We start from the raw sequence: 17,671 nt of genomic DNA on the forward strand, positions 1-17,671 counted from the left end.
CGTACGTCGCTTCGGGTGCACGTGGTCGCCGAGTAGATCCATCGAGAGTGCCGCAGGGGGCAACCGCCATGACGACAGGTCGGCTCGGGCAGCGAGCCGTGCCGCCGAACGCGGCCTACGCCGGGCAGGTCGTGCATTTCCCGGACCCGGTGCGGGCCGCCCGGCATCCCGGAGGGGTGCGGATCGACGAGCGCGGCTACCCGGATTTCTCGGCGTACGCGCGCGCGGCGACCGAGATCGCGGAGCCGCCGGAGGGTTTCGGCGTCGACGAGTTGCGGCTGACGGACTACGTGTCGGCGAACGCGGCGATGGCGGCGGCGGGGCACGCGCTGTGGGACACGATTCCGTCGGTGGCGACGCCGCACGGCTGGACGTGGCATCACGTACCGGACACCCGGCGGCTTGAGTTGGTGCCGGTCGAGGTGAAGGCGCTGCTGCGGCATCACGGCGGTCTGGCGACGGCCGCGGTCGACCAGGACAAGCGGGGGACGCGTCCGTTGCAGGAGACGCGGCCCGCGCACTTCGGGCTGCCGAGGTCGTCGGTGGCGGTGACCGAGCAGCAGGTGCTGGGTGTGGAGGAGGACTTGGGGTACCGCCTGCCGGGCGCGTACCGGTCCTTCCTGAAGGCGGCGGGCGGGTGCGCGCCGCTGGGCGCCGCGCTGGACGCCGAGTTGGGCCTCCTGGTGGACCAGCCGTTCTTCACGGTGCGGGACGAGGCGGCGGTCAACGACCTGGTGTACGTGAACAAGTGCCTGCGGGACCATCTGACGAAGGACTACCTGGGCGTCGGGTTCGTGCAGGGCGGTCTCCTCGCGGTCAAGGTGCGGGGCGAAGGGGCCGGTTCGGTCTGGTTCTGCGCGTACGACGACGCCCGGGACCGGGACGGCTGGACGGTCGCGGAGCGGGTGCGGCTGCTGTTGCCGTGCGGCGAGGACTTCGACGCGTTCCTGGCGCGGCTCGCGGGCAATCCGCCGGAGTTGGAGACTGTGGCCAATCTGATGGTGGACGGCGGTTTCGCGCGGTCCGTTCCGGTGGACGGCGCGACGGGGGAGTGAGTGACCGATGGTGACTTTCGCACAGGCGCAGGAGCGCGCCGAGGAGTGGATCAACGCGGACGTGCCCGCGTATCAGCATCGCGAGGTGCGGGTACGGGAGTTCGAGCTGGGGTTCGTGGTCTGGGCGGAGGACCGCGCGGACGGTCCCCGCTCCGACGGCGGGCGGCAGCGGCTGGTGATCGCCCGGGACAGCGGTGAGGTGACGCTGTGGCCGGGGCTGCCGGTGGGTGAGGTGATCCGCCGGTACGAGGAGGAGTACGGGGTTGCCGATGACGGGCGGGGTACGGGTGCCGGGGCCGCGCGTCCGCCGGAGCGGATCGATCTGAATCAGACGTCGTTCCTGTTGAGCCCGCCGGAGTGGCTTCAGGAGGCGGCGGACAAGCTGGGGATTCCGGATCGGCGGGGGGAGCGGGACGGGGCGTCTGCGGCTGCCGCGGCTTCTTCGGTTGCCGGGGGTTCCGGTGCGGTGGACAGCGGGGCGACTCCGTGGCCCGCGGCGGCTTCCGGTGCGCACGCGCACGAGCCGACCGCGCAGGACGGGTCGCGGGCCGGGTCGCCGGGCGTGCCTGCCGGGGCGACCCCGTGGGCCGGGACGGACACGGCGCCCGGTCCGGGCGAGGACCGTTCGGTGCCGCTACCCGCGACGGTGTTCGCGCCGCCGGTGCAGCTCGCGGACGACGACGACACTCCGCCGCCGGTGGTGCCGCCGGAGGCGCAGACGGCGTTGATGTCGGGGGGGAGTCAGTTGCCGCCGACGGCGATGTCTCCTCGGATGCCGGGTGCGCCGGGTGCGCCGGGTGCGTCGGGTGCGCCGGGTGCGCCGGGTGGGTCGGGTCCGCAGGTGCCGGGTGCTCCGCAGGTGCCGGGCGCGCCGGCGGGTCCGGCCGGTGCCGGGGCGCAGGACATCGCGGATGCGGCGACGAGCAAGGCGCAGGTGGCGCCTCGGGGGGCGCGCGGGGGTGGGGCGACGACTCCGCCGCCGCCGGGTGCGCCGGGGACGCCGGGGGCCCGGCCGGGTGTGCCGGGTGTGCCGGGTGGGCCCGGTGCGGGTGGTGGGCAGCCGCCTGCCGCTCCGGGGGCGCCTCCTGGTGGTGCTGGCGGTGTGCATCATGCGGCGACGATGCTTGCCGGGCCGAGTCTGGGGGGTCCGGGTGCGCCTCCTCCGCCGCCGGGTGGGCCGGGTGTTCCCGGTGTTCCTGGTGTTCCCGGGCAGCCGCCCGCCGGTCCGGGTACGCCTCCTGGTGGCGTGCATCATGCGGCGACCATGCTGGCGGGTCCGAATCCGGGTGGTCCGCCGCCTCCGCCCGGCGCGCCGGGTGTTCCGGGCGCCCCCCAGCCTCCGTACGCGCCGGGCCCTCCTGGTGCCCCCGGTGTTCCCGGCGGTCCCGGTCCCGGGCAGCCGCCCGCCGGTCCCGGTACGCCTCCCGGTGGCGTCCATCATGCGGCGACCATGCTCGCCGGCCCCAACCCGGGCGGTCCTGGCACGCCCCCGCCCCCGCCCGGCGCCCCTGGCCCGTTGCCGGGCGCTCCGGTTCCGGGTGGTCCCGTACCCGGTGGTCCCGTATCGAATGGCCCCGTACCGAATGGACCTGGTGCTGCGTACGGCTATCCGCAGCCGCCCGCCGGGATGCCGACCGTCGGGCCCGGCTATCAGGCCGTGTTGCGGTACCGCGCGGCGGACGGGTCCGAGCAGCAGGTCATCCGGCGTTCGGCGCCGGGGACCCCGCACCCGGAGTGGCAGATCCTGCATGAGCTGCGCGCGCTGAACGTGCCGCCGCAGCAGGTGCTTGAGCTGCACACGGAGCTGGAGTCGTGCGAGCTGCCGGGCGCGTACTGCGCCCGGATGATCCGGGAGACCTGGCCCCAGGCCCGGATCGCGAGCATCGCGCCGTACGGCAGGGACCACGCGTCGCGGCAGCAGGGTATGCGTCAACTGCTGGCGCATCAGGGCGAGTTGCACCAGGTCGCGGACGGTCCCGCGCGGCCCGCGCCGGTGCGGGCGCCGCTGCCGCAGGTGCATCCGGCGCCGCCGCTTCCGCCGGAGGGCGTGGCGCAGGAGCTGGCCGCGGCGTTCGGGCCCGGTGTGTTCCGTTTCGAACAGCGCTCGGTGTCCCGGCAAGGGGTGCCCGAGGCCGTCGCGGTGACGCTGGTGTGGGCGGGCCTTCCGGTCGACTTCGGGCCGTTCTTCTGGGCGCAGGCGCAGCCGGGCCGCCCGGTGCCGACGCTGGCGGAGCTGGCGCAGGAGCGCGGGGTGCAGCCCGCGTCGGACGCGGGCTCGTACCTGGTGATGGGCAGTGACTTCGGGCGGGCGATCTGTGTCCAGTACGGGACGGCGAACATCGTCGCCGTGCCGGTGGAGGCCGGTCCGGGCGGCGCCCCGGTGCCGCCGCAGTTCGTGAACACGGGGCTGCCCGAGTTCGTACGGTGCATGGCGCTGCTCGGGCGGATGTGGCGGCTGCGGTACGGCCTGAACCAGGAGCAGGCGGGCCGCTGGACCGTCGACTTCCAGGCGCAGTTGGCCGCGCTCGACCCGGCGGCGCTGGGGTCTCCGGAGAGCTGGTGGTCCGTGCTGCTCGAACAGATGTGGGACGGCTTGCTGTAGCCGCTCCTGCCGTAACCACTCCGTCGAGTGCTGAGGCGCCCGGTCCCGAATGAGGGGCCGGGCGCCTTTGTGTGTCCGCTCTCCGCGTCCGCTATCCGTGTCAGTTGCGTGAGGTGGAGTGTCATGTTATGGGCACTTGCTCACCATCCGTCAGGATATGTGCCGCAGCCCGGTGCTGTGCGCGGGTGCGTCCTGCCGGCTTCGTGGAGGGAGACAAAGGTGAGCGGTGCATCGTCGGCGCCTCACGACTTCGTGACCGTACGGGGCCGTGGTTACCGTCCCGACCAGGTGCGGCGGCTCGTCGCCGCGCTGTCCCGGGAGCGGGACGACATCTGGGAGCGGGCTGCCCGGCTCACGGTCCTCTCCCGGCAGATGGAGACGGAGGCGGAGCGGCTGCGCGAGGTGGTGGCGGGGCTGGTCCCGCAGACGTACGAGACGCTGGGCGAGGGGGCGCGGCGGCTGTTCGCGCTGGGCGCCGAGGAGGGCGGTGCGGTACGGGCGGCGGGGCATGACGAGGCGCGCCGGATCGGTGACGCGGCGCGGGACACGGCGCGCGCGGCGCGCGAGGGGGCGGAGGCGTACGCGGACGGGGTGCGGGGTGAGGCCGAGGAGTGGGCGCGGCAGCGGGCGCTCGCGGACCGGGCGGAGGCGGACGGGATCCGGATCGCGGCGCGCCGTGAGGTGAAGGAGCGGCGGGGCGAGGCGCTGACGGCGCTGCGTGACGAGCGGGCGCGTGCGGCGGCGCTGCTCGCCGAGCAGGAGGCGGAGCGCGCGGCGCGGTGGGACGCGGCCGAGCAGGGGTACGCGGAGCGCGCGGCGGAAGCGGACGCGGCGCGGGCGGAGTCGGCGGCGCGGGCGGACGCGGAGCTGGCGACGGCGCGGCGGGAGCTGGCGGCGGCGGAGGAGTCGGCGCGGCACGGGCAGGAGGAGGCGGAGGCGCGGGGTGCGGCGCTGCTGGCCGAGGCGCGGGCGACGGCGGACCGGATCGCCCGCGAGACGGAACGGGTGCTGCGCGAACACGGCGACCGCTGGGACGAACTCCACACCCAGATGACCCAGGTCCGCAGCAGCCTTACGACGTTGACCAGCGGGACTCCGGAGTAGCCATTGGTCGGCGGCGGTAGTCGGGCGAGTTCGGCGGGCAGGGGCGGTCGGTGTACGTGATGTCGTCCGGCTCAGGGCTCCGTACCGCCCACCCCCTTTCCGGTGCCCGTTCCCGTTCCGGTGCCCGTTCCCGCTCCGGCGAGCAGCCAGCCCTCGACCGCCTCGTACTGGCGGCGTTGGGTGTCCACCGTGCGGCGGGACGAGAGGGCCGTGCCGAGCCAGCCGAGTGCGAAGCCGGCGGGGATGGTGACCAGGCCCGTGGTGGTGAAGGGGAACCAGTTGAAGTCGTGGTCGGGGAACGCGGCGGCGGGTGAGCCGGAGACCAGGTTGGTGCCGGGCAGCAGGACCAGGACGGTGAGGGTGCCGCCGATGAGGGTGCTCAGCAGCCCCGCGCGCGTGTAGCGGCGCCAGAACAGGGTGTAGACGAGCGCGGGCGCGAGAGCGGACGCGCCGATGCAGAACGACAGCGTCACCAGGGGTTGCAGACTGCGGTGCTGCACCAACGTCGCCAGGAGGATCGCGACAGCGCCGATGCCGACCGCGCACACGCGCGCGAGGGTCATCTCGCGCCGCCCCGACAGTTGCCGTTTCGCGCGGTGCGCGAAGACGTCGTGGGCGAGGGAGTTGGCGCACGCGAGGATCATCCCGGCGACGGAGGCGAGCAGCGTCAGGAAGATCGCGGTGGTCACCGTCGTGAACAGCAGGGTCTCCACCGTCGAGACGTCGACCCCGAACACGGCCCGGGAGCCCAGGAGATACGCGGTCTGGCCCTGCGGGTCGGCGCCCAGGACGGCGGAGCGGCCGATCAGGGCGACGGCGCCGAAGCCGACGATCGACATGATCAGGACGAAGCCGGCCACCGAGGACACCGCCCAGGACATCGAACGGCGCACCTCGCGCGCGTCGCGCGCGGTGTACATCCGCATGGTGATGTGCGGCAGGCAGGCGCCGCCCAGGACGACGGTCAGCTCGGAAGTGATCATGTCCAGGCGGGGGTTGGCGCCGCCCGCGAACTGGAGTCCGGAGTGCAGGAAGGCGTCCCCGACGCCGCTGTTCCGTGCGGCGGCGGCGAGCAGCGCCCCGGGGTCCCAGTCGAACCGGTTCAGCATGAGGACGGCGATGACGGTGCCTGACCCGAGGAGCATCACGATCTTCAGGATCTGGATGAGCGCGGTGCCCTTCATCCCGCCGATCACCGCGTACGTGATCATGAGCGTGCCGAGTCCGACGACGACACCCGTCTTGAGGCCCTGGCTGTCGAAGCCGAGGACGAACCCGAGGAGGTCGCCCGCGCCCGCGAGCTGGACCAGCATCAGCGGCAGGAGGGCGGCGAGGGTGACCGCGCAGGCGGCCATCCGGACCGTGCGGCCCGGCATCCGGCGCGCGAGCGCGTCGCCCATGGTGAACCGGCCCGCGTTGCGCAGCGGTTCGGCCATCAGGAACATCAGCAGCATCAGTGACAGCGCCGTACTGAGCGCGAGGACGACGCCGTCGTACCCGGCGACGGCGATGACGCCGCTGGTGCCGAGGACGGTCGCGGCGGAGATGTAGTCGCCCGCGATGGCGAGGCCGTTGCGCATCGGCGAGAGGGTGCCGTAGCCGGTGTAGAACTCGCCGATTCCGTCCCGGTCGGGGCCGGTCATCACACACAGGAGCAGGGTGAGGGTGACGACGGCGGTGAACGCCATCAGGGACATCGCCTGCGCGGAATCGCTGAATCCGTTCATCGTCCGCGCTCCTGTCGCTGCCGCTCTTGTTGCTGCCGGTTCTGTTGCTGCCGCTCTTGTTGTCCGTCGGCCTCGGTGTGGAGCCGCAGCCGTTCCGACAGCGGGTCGACGCGCCGCCGGGCCGTGTACTCGTACAGGGCGACGGCCAGGCAGGCGACGGGGAGTTGGCACACGCCCAGGAGCAGTCCTGTCGTCATCCCGCCGGAGAGCGCGCGGGTCATGGAACCGGGTGCGTACGCGGACAGGACGAGGAAGAGGGTGAAGTAGCCGAGCGCGGTGAGGGTCGCGACCCGGCGCTGCCAGCGGTACGCGCCGCGCAGCCGCCGCAGTTCGTCGCGGCGGGCGGCGGTGTGGGTGGGGCGGCAGGCGTGGGCCGGGTGGCGTGGCGGAGGTGTGGGTTCCGGGGGGTGGGGCTGTCGGGGGTACGTCGTGTACGACGGGGACGAGTCGTGCGAGGGCGGGAAGGCGTGCGGCAGGTGCTGGGTGGTGGGGGTGGGCGTCGGGGGTGGGTGGGGCGGCCGGTGGGGAGGCGGGTAGGCGGACATCCCGGAATCTCCTTTGCGCGGCTGTGGTCCGGTGCGGGACCGCAGAGGAGGGATGGGGGTATATGGGGGTGAGCGAGCACGTTACTCGCTGGTATCCGGGAGGTGGGGAGTTTTCCACAAACTGGATGGTCGGTATGTGGCGGCGTCCGGGAGGGGCGGGGGCGGGGTTGATCCTCACGCGGCGGGAGGGTGGAGGCTGGCCGGGCCGAAGGGTGGAGGAACCCCGAGAACCGCTCCACCAACGGGTGGAGAACCCCTAGGGGGACCTCCGCATCAGGGCCCGGGGCGGGTTCGTTCCGGCGGAGGAGGAGCGGGAGCCGGGTCGGTCTTTAGCCTGTTCTTATGCGGTCCGAGGGGGTCGACCGCAGGGGGACCGGGCGGTGGACCGCACCTTGGGGGGTGGGGTTTTCCCCAGGGAAAGACTGCGCTGTGCACCAGGGCGCGGGACCACCGCCCGGCTGGAGACTGAAGGCAGTTCCGCAGAGCGTGTCCGCCCGGCACGTCGGCGCATCCGCGCCTCCGGGCGACAACGCACCCACACGTCCGCATCCCTTCACCGGGTGGGCAGACGTCGTTTCTTCGCATGACCGACATAGGAGACTTACCGTGACAACGGCTGTGACCAAGACCAGGCACGGGGGCACTGGAGGGCGTACGGCCGTGGCCGCGAGGGCACGGCAGGTCGTCAAGGCGTACGGCGCGGGGGAGACCCGCGTCCTCGCCCTGGACCATGTCGATGTGGACATAGCGCGGGGGCAGTTCACCGCGATCATGGGCCCGTCGGGTTCCGGCAAGTCGACGCTGATGCACTGCCTCGCCGGTCTGGACTCGGTGACGGAGGGCCAGATCTATCTGGACGAGACCGAGATCACCGGGCTCAAGGACAAGAAGCTGACGCGGCTGCGGCGCGACCGGGTCGGCTTCATCTTCCAGGCGTTCAACCTGCTGCCGACGCTGAACGCGCTGGAGAACATCACGCTGCCGATGGACATCGCGGGCCGCAAGCCCGACCGTCCGTGGCTGGACCGCGTCGTGCAGACCGTCGGCCTCGCCGACCGTCTGAAGCACCGGCCGAACCAACTCTCCGGCGGCCAGCAGCAGCGCGTCGCCGTGGCCCGTGCCCTGGCCGCCCGGCCGGAGATCATCTTCGGTGACGAGCCGACCGGAAACCTCGACTCGCGGGCCGGCGCCGAGGTCCTGGGCTTCCTGCGCCGCTCGGTGGACGAGCTGGGCCAGACCATCGTGATGGTCACGCACGACCCGGTCGCCGCGTCCTACGCCGACCGCGTGCTGTATCTCGCGGACGGCCGCATCGTCGACGAGATGCTGCGGCCCACCGCCGACGCCGTTCTCGACCGCATGAAGGACTTCGACGCCCGGGGGCGTACGTCATGACCGTGTTCAAGACCTCCGTGCGCAACTTCTTCGCGCACAAGGGACGCATGGCGCTGTCCGCGGTGGCCGTGCTCCTGTCGGTCGCGTTCGTCTGCGGCACCCTGGTGTTCACGGACACGATGAACACGACGTTCGACAAGCTCTTCGCCGCGACGTCGTCCGATGTCACGGTCAGCCCCAAGTCCGCTTCGGGGTCCGGCGAGGCGGGACAGTCCGGCAAGCCGGAGTCGCTGCCCGCCTCCGTCCTGGAGAAGGCGCGGGCGACCGAGGGCGTGAAGTCCGCCGAGGGCGCCGTCAGTTCGATGAACGTGACGGTGGTCGACGCGAAGAACGACAACATGGGCTCCACCACCGGCGCCCCGACCATCGCCGGCAACTGGACCCGTAACGACCTGCGGTCCATGGAGATCACCTCCGGGCACGCCCCGCGCGGCCCGACCGACGTCATGGTCGACGCCGACACCGCCAAGAAGCACCACCTCGAACTCGGTGACGAACTGCGCACCATCGCCGTCACCGGCGACTTCACCGCGAAGATCAGTGGCATCGCCACCTTCAAGGTCACCAACCCGGGCGCGGCCGTCGTCTACTTCGACACCGCGACCTCGCAGCGCGAACTGCTCGGCGCCACGGGCCGGTTCACGCAGATCAACGTCACCGCGGCGGCGGGCGTGAGCCACACCCAGCTCAAGCAGAACGTCGCCTCGGCCCTCGAAGGCCCCTACAAGGTGCAGACCCAGAAGGAGACCGCGGACGCCAACCGCGAGGACATCGGCTCCTTCCTCGACGTGATGAAGTACGCGATGCTCGGCTTCGCCGGAATCGCCCTCCTCGTCGGTGTCTTCCTCATCATCAACACCTTCTCGATGCTGGTCGCCCAGCGCACCCGCGAGATCGGTCTGATGCGCGCCCTGGGCTCCTCGCGCCGCCAGGTCAACAGGTCCGTCCTCATCGAGGCCGTGTTCCTCGGCATCGTCGGATCCCTGCTCGGAGTCGCGGCCGGTGTCGGACTCGCCGTCGGGCTGATGCAGCTCATGGGCTCCATGGGCATGGATCTGTCCACCGACGATCTGACGGTCAAGTGGACGACGCCCGTGATCGGCCTCGTCCTCGGCGTCGTCGTCACCGTCCTCGCCGCCTATCTCCCGGCCCGCCGCGCGAGCAAGGTCTCCCCGATGGCCGCCCTGCGGGACGCCGGTACCCCGGCGGACGGCAAGGCCGGAGTGGTGCGCGGGGTGATCGGCCTGGTCCTCACCGGCGCCGGAGCCGCTTCGCTGTACGCGGCGGCGACCGCCGACAAGGCGAGCGAGGGTTCCCTCGTCCTCGGCCTCGGTGTGGTCCTCACCCTCATCGGGTTCGTCGTCGTCGGCCCGCTCCTCGCGGGCGGCATGGTCCGGGCGATCAGCGCGGTCGTCCTGCGCCTGTTCGGACCGGTCGGCCGGATGGCGGAGCGCAACGCGCTGCGCAACCCGCGCCGCACCGGAGCCACCGGCGCCGCCCTCATGATCGGCCTCGCCCTGGTGGCCTGCCTGTCCGTGGTCGGCTCCTCGATGGTCGCATCGGCCACCGACGAACTCGACAAGTCGGTCGGCGCGGACTTCATCATCCAGGGCCAGCAGCGGATCGTCCCGCAGGCCGAGAAGGTCATCGAGTCGACGCCGGGCCTGGAGCACGTCACCCGGTACAAGATCGTCGACGTCACGTTCACCGCGCCGGACGGCTCCACCGAGAAGAGCGACGTCTCGGCCGCCGACCCCACGTACGCGAGCGACCTGCGCCGCACCACGACAGCCGGCGACCTGTCCGCCGCGTACGGCATGGACGCGATGTCGATCGGTAACAAGTACGCGGCCGAGCACAAGATCAAGGTCGGTGACCGGATGACCGTCGCCTTCAAGGGCGGCGAGACCGCGAAGCTCAAGGTCGCCGCGATCACCGACGACGACGTCACCATCGACCAGGGCGCGCGGTACGTCGGCATCACGACCGTCGAGAAGTACCTGCCGGCCGACAAGATCCCGGCGAACGACATCATGTTCGCCAAGGCCAAGGACGGTCAGGAGAAGACGGCGTACGCCGCGCTGAAGTCCTCGCTGAAGGAGTACCCGCAGTACGAGGTGCGCGACCAGACGGACTTCAAGCAGCAGCTCAAGGACCAGATCGGCCAGCTCCTCTACATGGTGTACGGGCTGCTGGCACTGGCGATCATCGTGGCGGTCCTCGGTGTGGTGAACACCCTCGCCCTCTCGGTGGTCGAGCGGACCCGTGAGATCGGTCTGATGCGCGCCATCGGGCTCTCCCGCCGGCAGTTGCGCCGCATGATCCGGCTGGAGTCCGTGGTCATTGCCCTCTTCGGCGCCCTGCTCGGCCTCGGCCTGGGCATGGGCTGGGGTACGACGGCGCAGAAGCTCTTGGCGCTGGAGGGTCTGGGCGTCCTGGAGATCCCCTGGCCCACGATCATCACGGTCTTCATAGCCTCGGCGTTCGTGGGCCTCATGGCCGCCCTGATCCCCGCCTTCAGGGCCGGCCGAATGAACGTCCTGAACGCCATCGCGACGGAGTAGCCACGGGGGAACCGGGGGAGGCGCCCGGCACCTCGGACCACCCGAGGCGCCGGGCGCCATAGTTTCTCCGGCAACTACTCCTCCCCGGTCCCGTCGTGGGCAGGCGCCCCCCGCCCACCCCATTTCCCCGGTCCCGTTGTGGGCAGGCGCCCCGCACGGCACGCCACCCGCCCCCGCCCACCCTCGTACCCCGTACCCGTTGTGGGCAGGCGTTCCGCATGGCGGAACGGGTGGGCACAACCCGAGTCGACGGTCACTTGGAGAGAGAGCGGCAAGTCACGCGCCCCCTGGGCAAGGGAGGCACCGGGCACCGGAATGGCACCCGGCGCCAAGGGATGTCCGGTCAGCCGACGGCACGTCGTACCCTGGGGACCCCCGGCCCGTACGACGAGTCGGGTCGTTCGCGTTGCCCCCTGAGCCGGGATGGAACCCCTTCATGAGCCTGCACGGTCTGCTCGACGCCGTCCGCGAGGACCCCGCACTCACCGAAGCGGTGAAGGCGGCCCAGGACGGCAACCGTATGCACGTCGACCTGGTGGGCCCCCCGGCCGCCCGCCCCTTCACCCTGGCCGCCCTCGCCCGCGAGGCCCGCCGCCCGGTGCTCGCCGTCACCGCGACCGGCCGCGAGGCCGAGGACCTGGCGGCGGCCCTGAGGTCGCTGCTGCCACCGGACGGCGTGGTCGAGTACCCGTCGTGGGAGACGCTGCCGCACGAGCGTCTGTCACCGCGTTCGGACACGGTGGGCCGGCGGCTCGCGGTGCTGCGCAGGCTGGCGCATCCGAGAGCGGACGACCCGGAGACGGGCCCGGTGTCGGTGGTGGTGGCCCCGATCCGTTCGGTGCTCCAGCCGCAGGTCAAGGGCCTGGGGGACCTGGAGCCCGTGGCGCTGCGGACGGGACAGCAGGCCGATCTGAACGAGGTGGTGGACGCCCTCGCGGCAGCCGCGTACGCCCGGGTCGAGCTGGTCGAGAAGCGCGGTGAGTTCGCGGTGCGCGGCGGCATCCTGGACGTGTTCCCGCCGACCGAGGAGCACCCCCTGCGGGTGGAGTTCTGGGGCGACGACGTCGAGGAGATCCGGTACTTCAAGGTCGCCGACCAGCGGTCCCTGGAGGTCGCGGAGCACGGGCTGTGGGCGGCGCCGTGCCGGGAGCTGCTGCTGACCGACGAGGTGCGGAGGCGGGCGGCGGCGCTCGCCGAGGCCCACCCGGAGCTGGGCGAACTCCTCGGCAAGATCGCCGAGGGCATCGCCGTGGAGGGCATGGAGTCGCTGGCCCCGGTCCTCGTGGACGACATGGAGCTGCTGCTCGACGTGCTGCCGGCGGGCAGCATGGCGGTGGTGTGCGACCCGGAGCGGGTGCGGACCCGGGCGGCGGACCTGGTGGCGACGAGCCAGGAGTTCCTTCAGGCGTCCTGGGCGGCCACGGCGGGCGGCGGCGAGGCCCCGATCGATGTGGGCGCGGCGTCGCTGTGGTCGATCGCGGACGTCCGGGACCGGGCGCGTGAGCTGGGGATGATGTGGTGGTCGGTGTCGCCGTTCGCGGCCGGTGAGGCGGATGCCGACCTGGACGCGGGCGACAGGAGCGCCGACCCGGTGGCGGCGGCCCTGGCCCGCGCCGACGGGGACACCCTGAAGCTGGGCATGCACGCGCCGGAGACCTACCGGGGCGACACCGCGAAGGCGCTCGCCGACACCAAGGGCTGGCTCGCCGAGAGCTGGCGCGTCGTCTTCGTCACGGAGGGCCACGGCCCGGCGGCCCGTACGGTCGAGGTGCTCGGCGGTGAGGGCATCGCGGCCCGCCTCGTCGCGCGCGACGGCGCGCCGGGCGACCTCGCCGAGCTGACGCCGTCGGTGGTGCAGGTGGCGTGCGGCTCCATCGAGTACGGGTTCGTGGACCCGGCGCTGCGGCTCGCGGTGCTCACCGAGACCGATCTGACCGGGCAGCGCACGGCGGGCAAGGACGGCCGGCGGATGCCCGCGCGGCGCCGCAAGACCATCGACCCGCTCACCCTGGAGACCGGCGACTACATCGTCCACGAGCAGCACGGCGTGGGCCGCTACATCGAGATGGCGCAGCGCACGGTGCAGGGCGCGACACGTGAGTACCTGGTCGTGGAGTACGCGCCCGCCAAGCGCGGCCAGCCCGGCGACCGGCTGTACATCCCGACGGATCAACTGGAGCAGATCACCAAGTACGTCGGCGGTGAGGCGCCCACGCTGCACCGGCTCGGCGGCGCCGACTGGACGAAGACGAAGGCCCGCGCGAAGAAGGCCGTCAAGGAGATCGCGGCGGACCTGATCCGGCTGTACAGCGCGCGGATGGCGGCGCCAGGACACGCCTTCGGGCCGGACACGCCGTGGCAGCGGGAGCTGGAGGACGCGTTCCCGTACGCGGAGACGCCGGATCAGTTGACGACGATCGCCGAGGTGAAGGAGGACATGGAGAAGACGGTTCCGATGGACCGTCTGATCTGCGGTGACGTCGGGTACGGCAAGACGGAGATCGCGGTGCGCGCCGCGTTCAAGGCGGTGCAGGACGGCAAGCAGGTCGCCGTGCTCGTGCCGACGACGCTGCTGGTGCAGCAGCACTTCGGGACGTTCGGCGAGCGGTACGCGCAGTTCCCGGTGAAGGTGCGGGCGCTGAGCCGGTTCCAGTCGGACACCGAGGCGAAGGCGACCCTGGAGGGGCTGCGTGAGGGCGCCGTCGACATCGTCATCGGCACCCACCGGCTGTTCTCGTCGGAGACCAAGTTCAAGGACCTCGGCCTGGTCATCGTGGACGAGGAGCAGCGGTTCGGCGTCGAGCACAAGGAGCAGCTGAAGAAGCTCCGCGCCAATGTCGACGTACTGACCATGTCCGCGACGCCGATCCCCCGCACGCTCGAAATGGCCGTGACCGGGATCCGTGAGATGTCCACGATCACGACGCCGCCGGAGGAGCGGCACCCGGTGCTGACGTTCGTCGGGCCGTACGAGGAGCGGCAGATCGGCGCGGCCATCCGCCGTGAGCTGCTGCGCGAGGGCCAGGTCTTCTACATCCACAACCGCGTCGAGTCGATCGACCGGGCAGCGGCGCGGCTGCGTGAGATCGTGCCCGAGGCCCGGATCGCGACCGCGCACGGCCAGATGTCGGAACAGGCCCTGGAACAGGTCGTGGTCGACTTCTGGGAGAAGAAGTTCGACGTCCTGGTCTCCACGACGATCGTCGAGTCGGGAATCGACATCTCCAACGCGAACACCCTCATCGTGGAGCGCGGCGACAATTTCGGCCTCTCCCAGCTCCACCAGTTGCGCGGACGCGTCGGCCGGGGCCGTGACCGGGGGTACGCGTACTTCCTGTACCCGCCGGAGAAGCCGCTCACCGAGACCGCGCACGAACGCCTCGCGACGATCGCCCAGCACACCGAGATGGGCGCGGGCATGTACGTGGCGATGAAGGACCTGGAGATCCGGGGCGCGGGCAATCTGCTCGGCGGGGAGCAGTCCGGTCATATCGCGGGCGTCGGCTTCGACCTGTACGTACGGATGGTCGGCGAGGCCGTCGCGGACTACCGGGCGTCCCTGGACGGCGGTGTGGAGGAAGAGCCGCCGCTGGAGGTCAAGATCGAGCTGCCGGTCGACGCGCACGTCCCGCACGACTACGCGCCGGGCGAGCGCCTGCGCCTGCAGGCGTACCGCTCCATCGCGTCGGCCACCACCGAGGACGACATCCGCTCGGTCCGCGAGGAGCTGACCGACCGGTACGGCAAGCTGCCCGAGCCCGTCGAGAATCTGCTGCTCGTCGCCGGACTGCGGATGCTCGGGCGGGCCTGCGGGGTCGGCGAGGTCGTCCTCCAGGGCGCCAACATCCGTTTCGCACCGGTCGAGTTGAGGGAGTCGCAGGAGCTGCGGCTGAAGCGGCTCTACCCGGGCTCGGTCATCAAGCCGACCACCCATCAGATCCTTGTCCCGCGCCCGAAGGCGGCGAAGGTCGGCGGAAAGCCGCTGACAGGACGTGAACTGTTGGCCTGGACGGGGGAGTTCCTGACTACGATCCTGGGGTCGTAGTCAGTCAGTGTCCCTGCCGACCGCCGCCACCACTTCGGAGCGGCGTACGGCAGGACAAGGCGGGCACGCGGGCACGTGGGTGGTGGGGCACGGGTACGTGGCATGTGGGAAGCACGGTGACGCGCGGACCGCCGGGAACGCAGGGAAGGCGGGGGGAGCGCGATGACGCTCGGAATCGTCGAGGCGCACGCACAGCGCGGGACGGGCAGGGCAGGCGGGACGGGCAGGAAGCGCAGGGTCGTGGGGACGGCCGCGACGGCGATGGTGGTGGCGGTGCTGACCAGCGCCGCGAGCTGCTCGGTGACGGTCGGCAACGGCTCGTCGGAATCGCCGAAGCCGGGGGCCGAGGGCGAGGCGGGCTCCGCGCTCGCCGCTGTGGACGAGCTGACGGTCAAGGGCCGCGCGCCCAAGACCGGGTTCGACCGGGCCCGGTTCGGTACGGCGTGGGCGGACACCGACTCGAACGGCTGTCCCACCCGCGACGACATACTCAAACGGGACCTGGACGACGTGAAGTTCTCCGACGGCGTCTGCACGGTGGTGTCGGGAACGCTCACCAAGGACCCGTACACCGGCAATGAAGTGACGTTCCGGCGGGGCGCCAGCAAGGTCGACATCGATCATGTCGTGGCGCTCTCGGACGCCTGGCAGAAGGGCGCCCAGCAGTGGGACGCGAGCAAGCGGATCGCCCTCGCCAACGACCCGCTGAACCTCCTCGCGGTGGACGCGGGCCCCAACCGCAGCAAGGGCGACGGCGACACGGCGACCTGGCTGCCGCCGAACAAGGCGTACCGCTGTGACTACGTCGCCCACCAGGTCGGCGTGAAGAAGAAGTACGAGCTGTGGGTGACGGCCGCTGAGCGGGACGCGATGCGGAAGGTCCTGGCGGACTGCCCGGACCGCGCGCTGCCGACGGGCGGCAATCCGACGGAGGCGCCGTCACGGTTCAAGGCACGGTGACGAGGACGGCGGCCCTGTGACGACCGGTGCCCCGGACGCCGTACGGCATCCGGGGCACCGGCTTCTCACCCACCCCCCGGTGGGTCAGCCCAGCTTGTCGATGTCGACGACGTCCTTGTCGGCGGGCGCCTTCGCCGGCACCGGCTTGTCGTAGTCGGTGAAGGTGATCGTCTCGCCCTTCTTCCCCGAGGTGTTCTCGACCTTCAGCAGATACGGCTTGCCCTCGGTGGCGACGTAGAGGGTGTAGCGGTCCTTGCCCTCGCTCTCCGAGAGCGAGAAGGCGGGCGTGCCGTCGACCCTCGTCTCCTTGCCCTTGCGGGCGGCCGAGCGGATGTCGTCGAAGTCCTTCAGTACGGCGTCCAGATCGCAGAAGCCGGCCATGTCCTTGGCGTCCTTGCTGGTCGCGCTCATCTTGACCCAGCGGTCGGCGAGCATGTCCACCACACCGTCCGTCTCGGCCTTGGGCTGCCCCTTGCTCTGGGCGCGCAGGAACTCCTCGTCGTACTTCATGTAGACCAGGTCGCTGTTCGCGATCAGTTCGACCGTGCCCTCGCCGTTCATGCCCATGGTCCCCGCGCACCGGCCCTCGCGGTCCAGGGCCATGTCCAGCGAGATGGTGCCGCCGCCGTCGTCGGGGACGTCGCCCTTGAGGGTGAGCGAGGTGGCGGCCCGGGTGGCCTTGACGGCCCGGTCGACGATCTCCTGCCCCGACAGATCGGCGAACGCCGCCTTCTTCGACGGGCTGGGAGTCGCACTGCCGGCCGTGGACTTGCCGGACGAACCGGCCTTGTCGTCCTTGGTGTCGGTGCCACAGGCGGTCAGCGCGGTGGTGGCGACGGCGGCGAGGCAGAGGGCGGCGATGGTGGTGCGGCGCATGGGAGTTCCCCCAGGGGGTGCGGTGGTGAATGTGAGGGTGGTGTGGGGTGGGGCGGGGCGGGGTGGTTCCCGGTGGCGGCCGGGGGCCGGCGAGTCGGGCGCCGGCCCGGGAAGGTGCCGTCGGCTCAGAAGTTGCCGTTGCCGAGCATCTCGCCGTCGGCGTCGTACACCGTGACGAGACCGTTCTTGCTGGTCTTCCACTCGGCGAACGACGAGGCGATGAGCTGGGACGGGGCCTGGCCCTTGCCCATGATTCCGCCGGTGTAGTCGGTGTAGATGTCGACGCTGTCGAGGATGTCGTTCTGCTCGTCGGCGCCCTGGATCTTGGTGATGTGGCCTGCGGCTTCCTTCTCCTTGGCCGTGCCGTTCTTGTTGACGAAGTCCTTGAACTGGTCGGCCTGGGACGCCTTCTTCTCGCCCTTGTCGTCCTTCTTGTCCTTCTTGTCCTTCGCCTGCCCGTCGGAGCCCGAGGTCACGGAGGAGGACTTGTCGTCCTTCGTGCCGTCGTCGGCGGCGCTGCACGACACCGCGCCGATGATCGTGATCCCGACGACTGCGCCAAGTGCGAGCTTCGTCTTCATACCCATGACTGTGTCCCCTCCCGAGTGACGACCGTCGTTTTCGGCGGCCGTTCGTTCGCTGGGTCAATAAGAACAGAGACTGTGAACCGAGTCAACACGGTTCACGGCGAATCAATGATTCACGCCGTGAAGGGGCCGATCCGGCCTGGCTGGGTATGCTCATCGCCACAACAGCAGCCCTGGCAGAGCAGACGGGCCACGGGCAGTCGCGAGGGGA

At 71.4% G+C, this 17,671-nt stretch carries 11 protein-coding genes; 7 read left to right on the forward strand and 4 right to left on the reverse strand.

The window, feature by feature from the left end; translation table 11 throughout:
* The first annotated feature begins 68 nt into the window (after positions 1-68).
* The 3 genes from ACIQNU_RS31710 to ACIQNU_RS31720 all read left to right on the forward strand — a co-directional run bounded on the left by ACIQNU_RS31710 (position 69) and on the right by ACIQNU_RS31720 (position 4,761).
* Complete coding sequence (locus ACIQNU_RS31710) at positions 69-1,055, forward strand: SMI1/KNR4 family protein (protein WP_401372986.1); 987 nt, start codon at positions 69-71, stop codon at positions 1,053-1,055.
* A 7-nt stretch (positions 1,056-1,062) separates the two neighbouring features.
* A complete protein-coding gene (locus tag ACIQNU_RS31715) occupies positions 1,063-3,657 on the forward strand; it encodes an SUKH-4 family immunity protein (protein WP_401372987.1) in 2,595 nt (864 codons plus the stop codon).
* Between the two features lie 219 nt (positions 3,658-3,876).
* Positions 3,877-4,761, forward strand: a complete 885-nt coding sequence (locus ACIQNU_RS31720) for a cellulose-binding protein (RefSeq protein WP_401372989.1) — start codon at positions 3,877-3,879, stop codon at positions 4,759-4,761.
* A 71-nt stretch (positions 4,762-4,832) separates the two neighbouring features.
* Here the strand turns inward: ACIQNU_RS31720 and ACIQNU_RS31725 are convergent, their stop codons facing one another.
* Positions 4,833-6,488: a cation acetate symporter gene (locus tag ACIQNU_RS31725; protein WP_401372990.1), complete on the reverse strand. Its 1,656-nt coding sequence runs from the start codon at positions 6,486-6,488 to the stop codon at positions 4,833-4,835.
* On the reverse strand, positions 6,485-7,033 hold the full coding sequence (locus ACIQNU_RS31730) for a DUF485 domain-containing protein (RefSeq protein ID WP_401372991.1): 549 nt from the start codon (positions 7,031-7,033) through the stop codon (positions 6,485-6,487). Before ACIQNU_RS31730 ends, ACIQNU_RS31725 begins: the two co-directional genes overlap by 4 nt.
* 606 nt (positions 7,034-7,639) lie before the next feature.
* Between ACIQNU_RS31730 and ACIQNU_RS31735 the strand changes: the two genes are divergently transcribed.
* From ACIQNU_RS31735 to ACIQNU_RS31750, 4 genes are all read left to right on the forward strand, one after another.
* Positions 7,640-8,428 carry an ABC transporter ATP-binding protein gene (locus ACIQNU_RS31735; protein WP_401372993.1) on the forward strand — a complete coding sequence of 263 codons (789 nt, stop codon included), beginning with the start codon at positions 7,640-7,642 and terminating at the stop codon, positions 8,426-8,428.
* On the forward strand, positions 8,425-10,992 hold the full coding sequence (locus ACIQNU_RS31740; protein WP_401372994.1) for an ABC transporter permease: 2,568 nt from the start codon (positions 8,425-8,427) through the stop codon (positions 10,990-10,992). Before ACIQNU_RS31735 ends, ACIQNU_RS31740 begins: the two co-directional genes overlap by 4 nt.
* A gap of 436 nt (positions 10,993-11,428) precedes the next feature.
* The gene (gene mfd, locus ACIQNU_RS31745) at positions 11,429-15,037 is read left to right on the forward strand and encodes a transcription-repair coupling factor (RefSeq protein ID WP_401372996.1); all 3,609 of its coding nucleotides are present in this window, start codon (positions 11,429-11,431) and stop codon (positions 15,035-15,037) included.
* A gap of 261 nt (positions 15,038-15,298) precedes the next feature.
* Positions 15,299-15,997 (forward strand): HNH endonuclease family protein, encoded by a 699-nt coding sequence (locus ACIQNU_RS31750; protein WP_401373148.1) that lies wholly within the window; start codon positions 15,299-15,301, stop codon positions 15,995-15,997.
* Positions 15,998-16,081: 84 nt separating this feature from the next.
* Here ACIQNU_RS31750 and ACIQNU_RS31755 read toward each other — a convergent pair whose 3' ends face one another.
* A complete protein-coding gene (locus ACIQNU_RS31755; protein WP_401372997.1) occupies positions 16,082-16,873 on the reverse strand; it encodes a hypothetical protein in 792 nt (263 codons plus the stop codon).
* Between the two features lie 125 nt (positions 16,874-16,998).
* Positions 16,999-17,460 (reverse strand): hypothetical protein, encoded by a 462-nt coding sequence (locus ACIQNU_RS31760; RefSeq protein ID WP_401372998.1) that lies wholly within the window; start codon positions 17,458-17,460, stop codon positions 16,999-17,001.
* Positions 17,461-17,671 lie beyond the last annotated feature (211 nt).

It is taken from the genome of Streptomyces sp. NPDC091292 (genome assembly GCF_044757265.1).
Classification (GTDB): domain Bacteria; phylum Actinomycetota; class Actinomycetes; order Streptomycetales; family Streptomycetaceae; genus Streptomyces.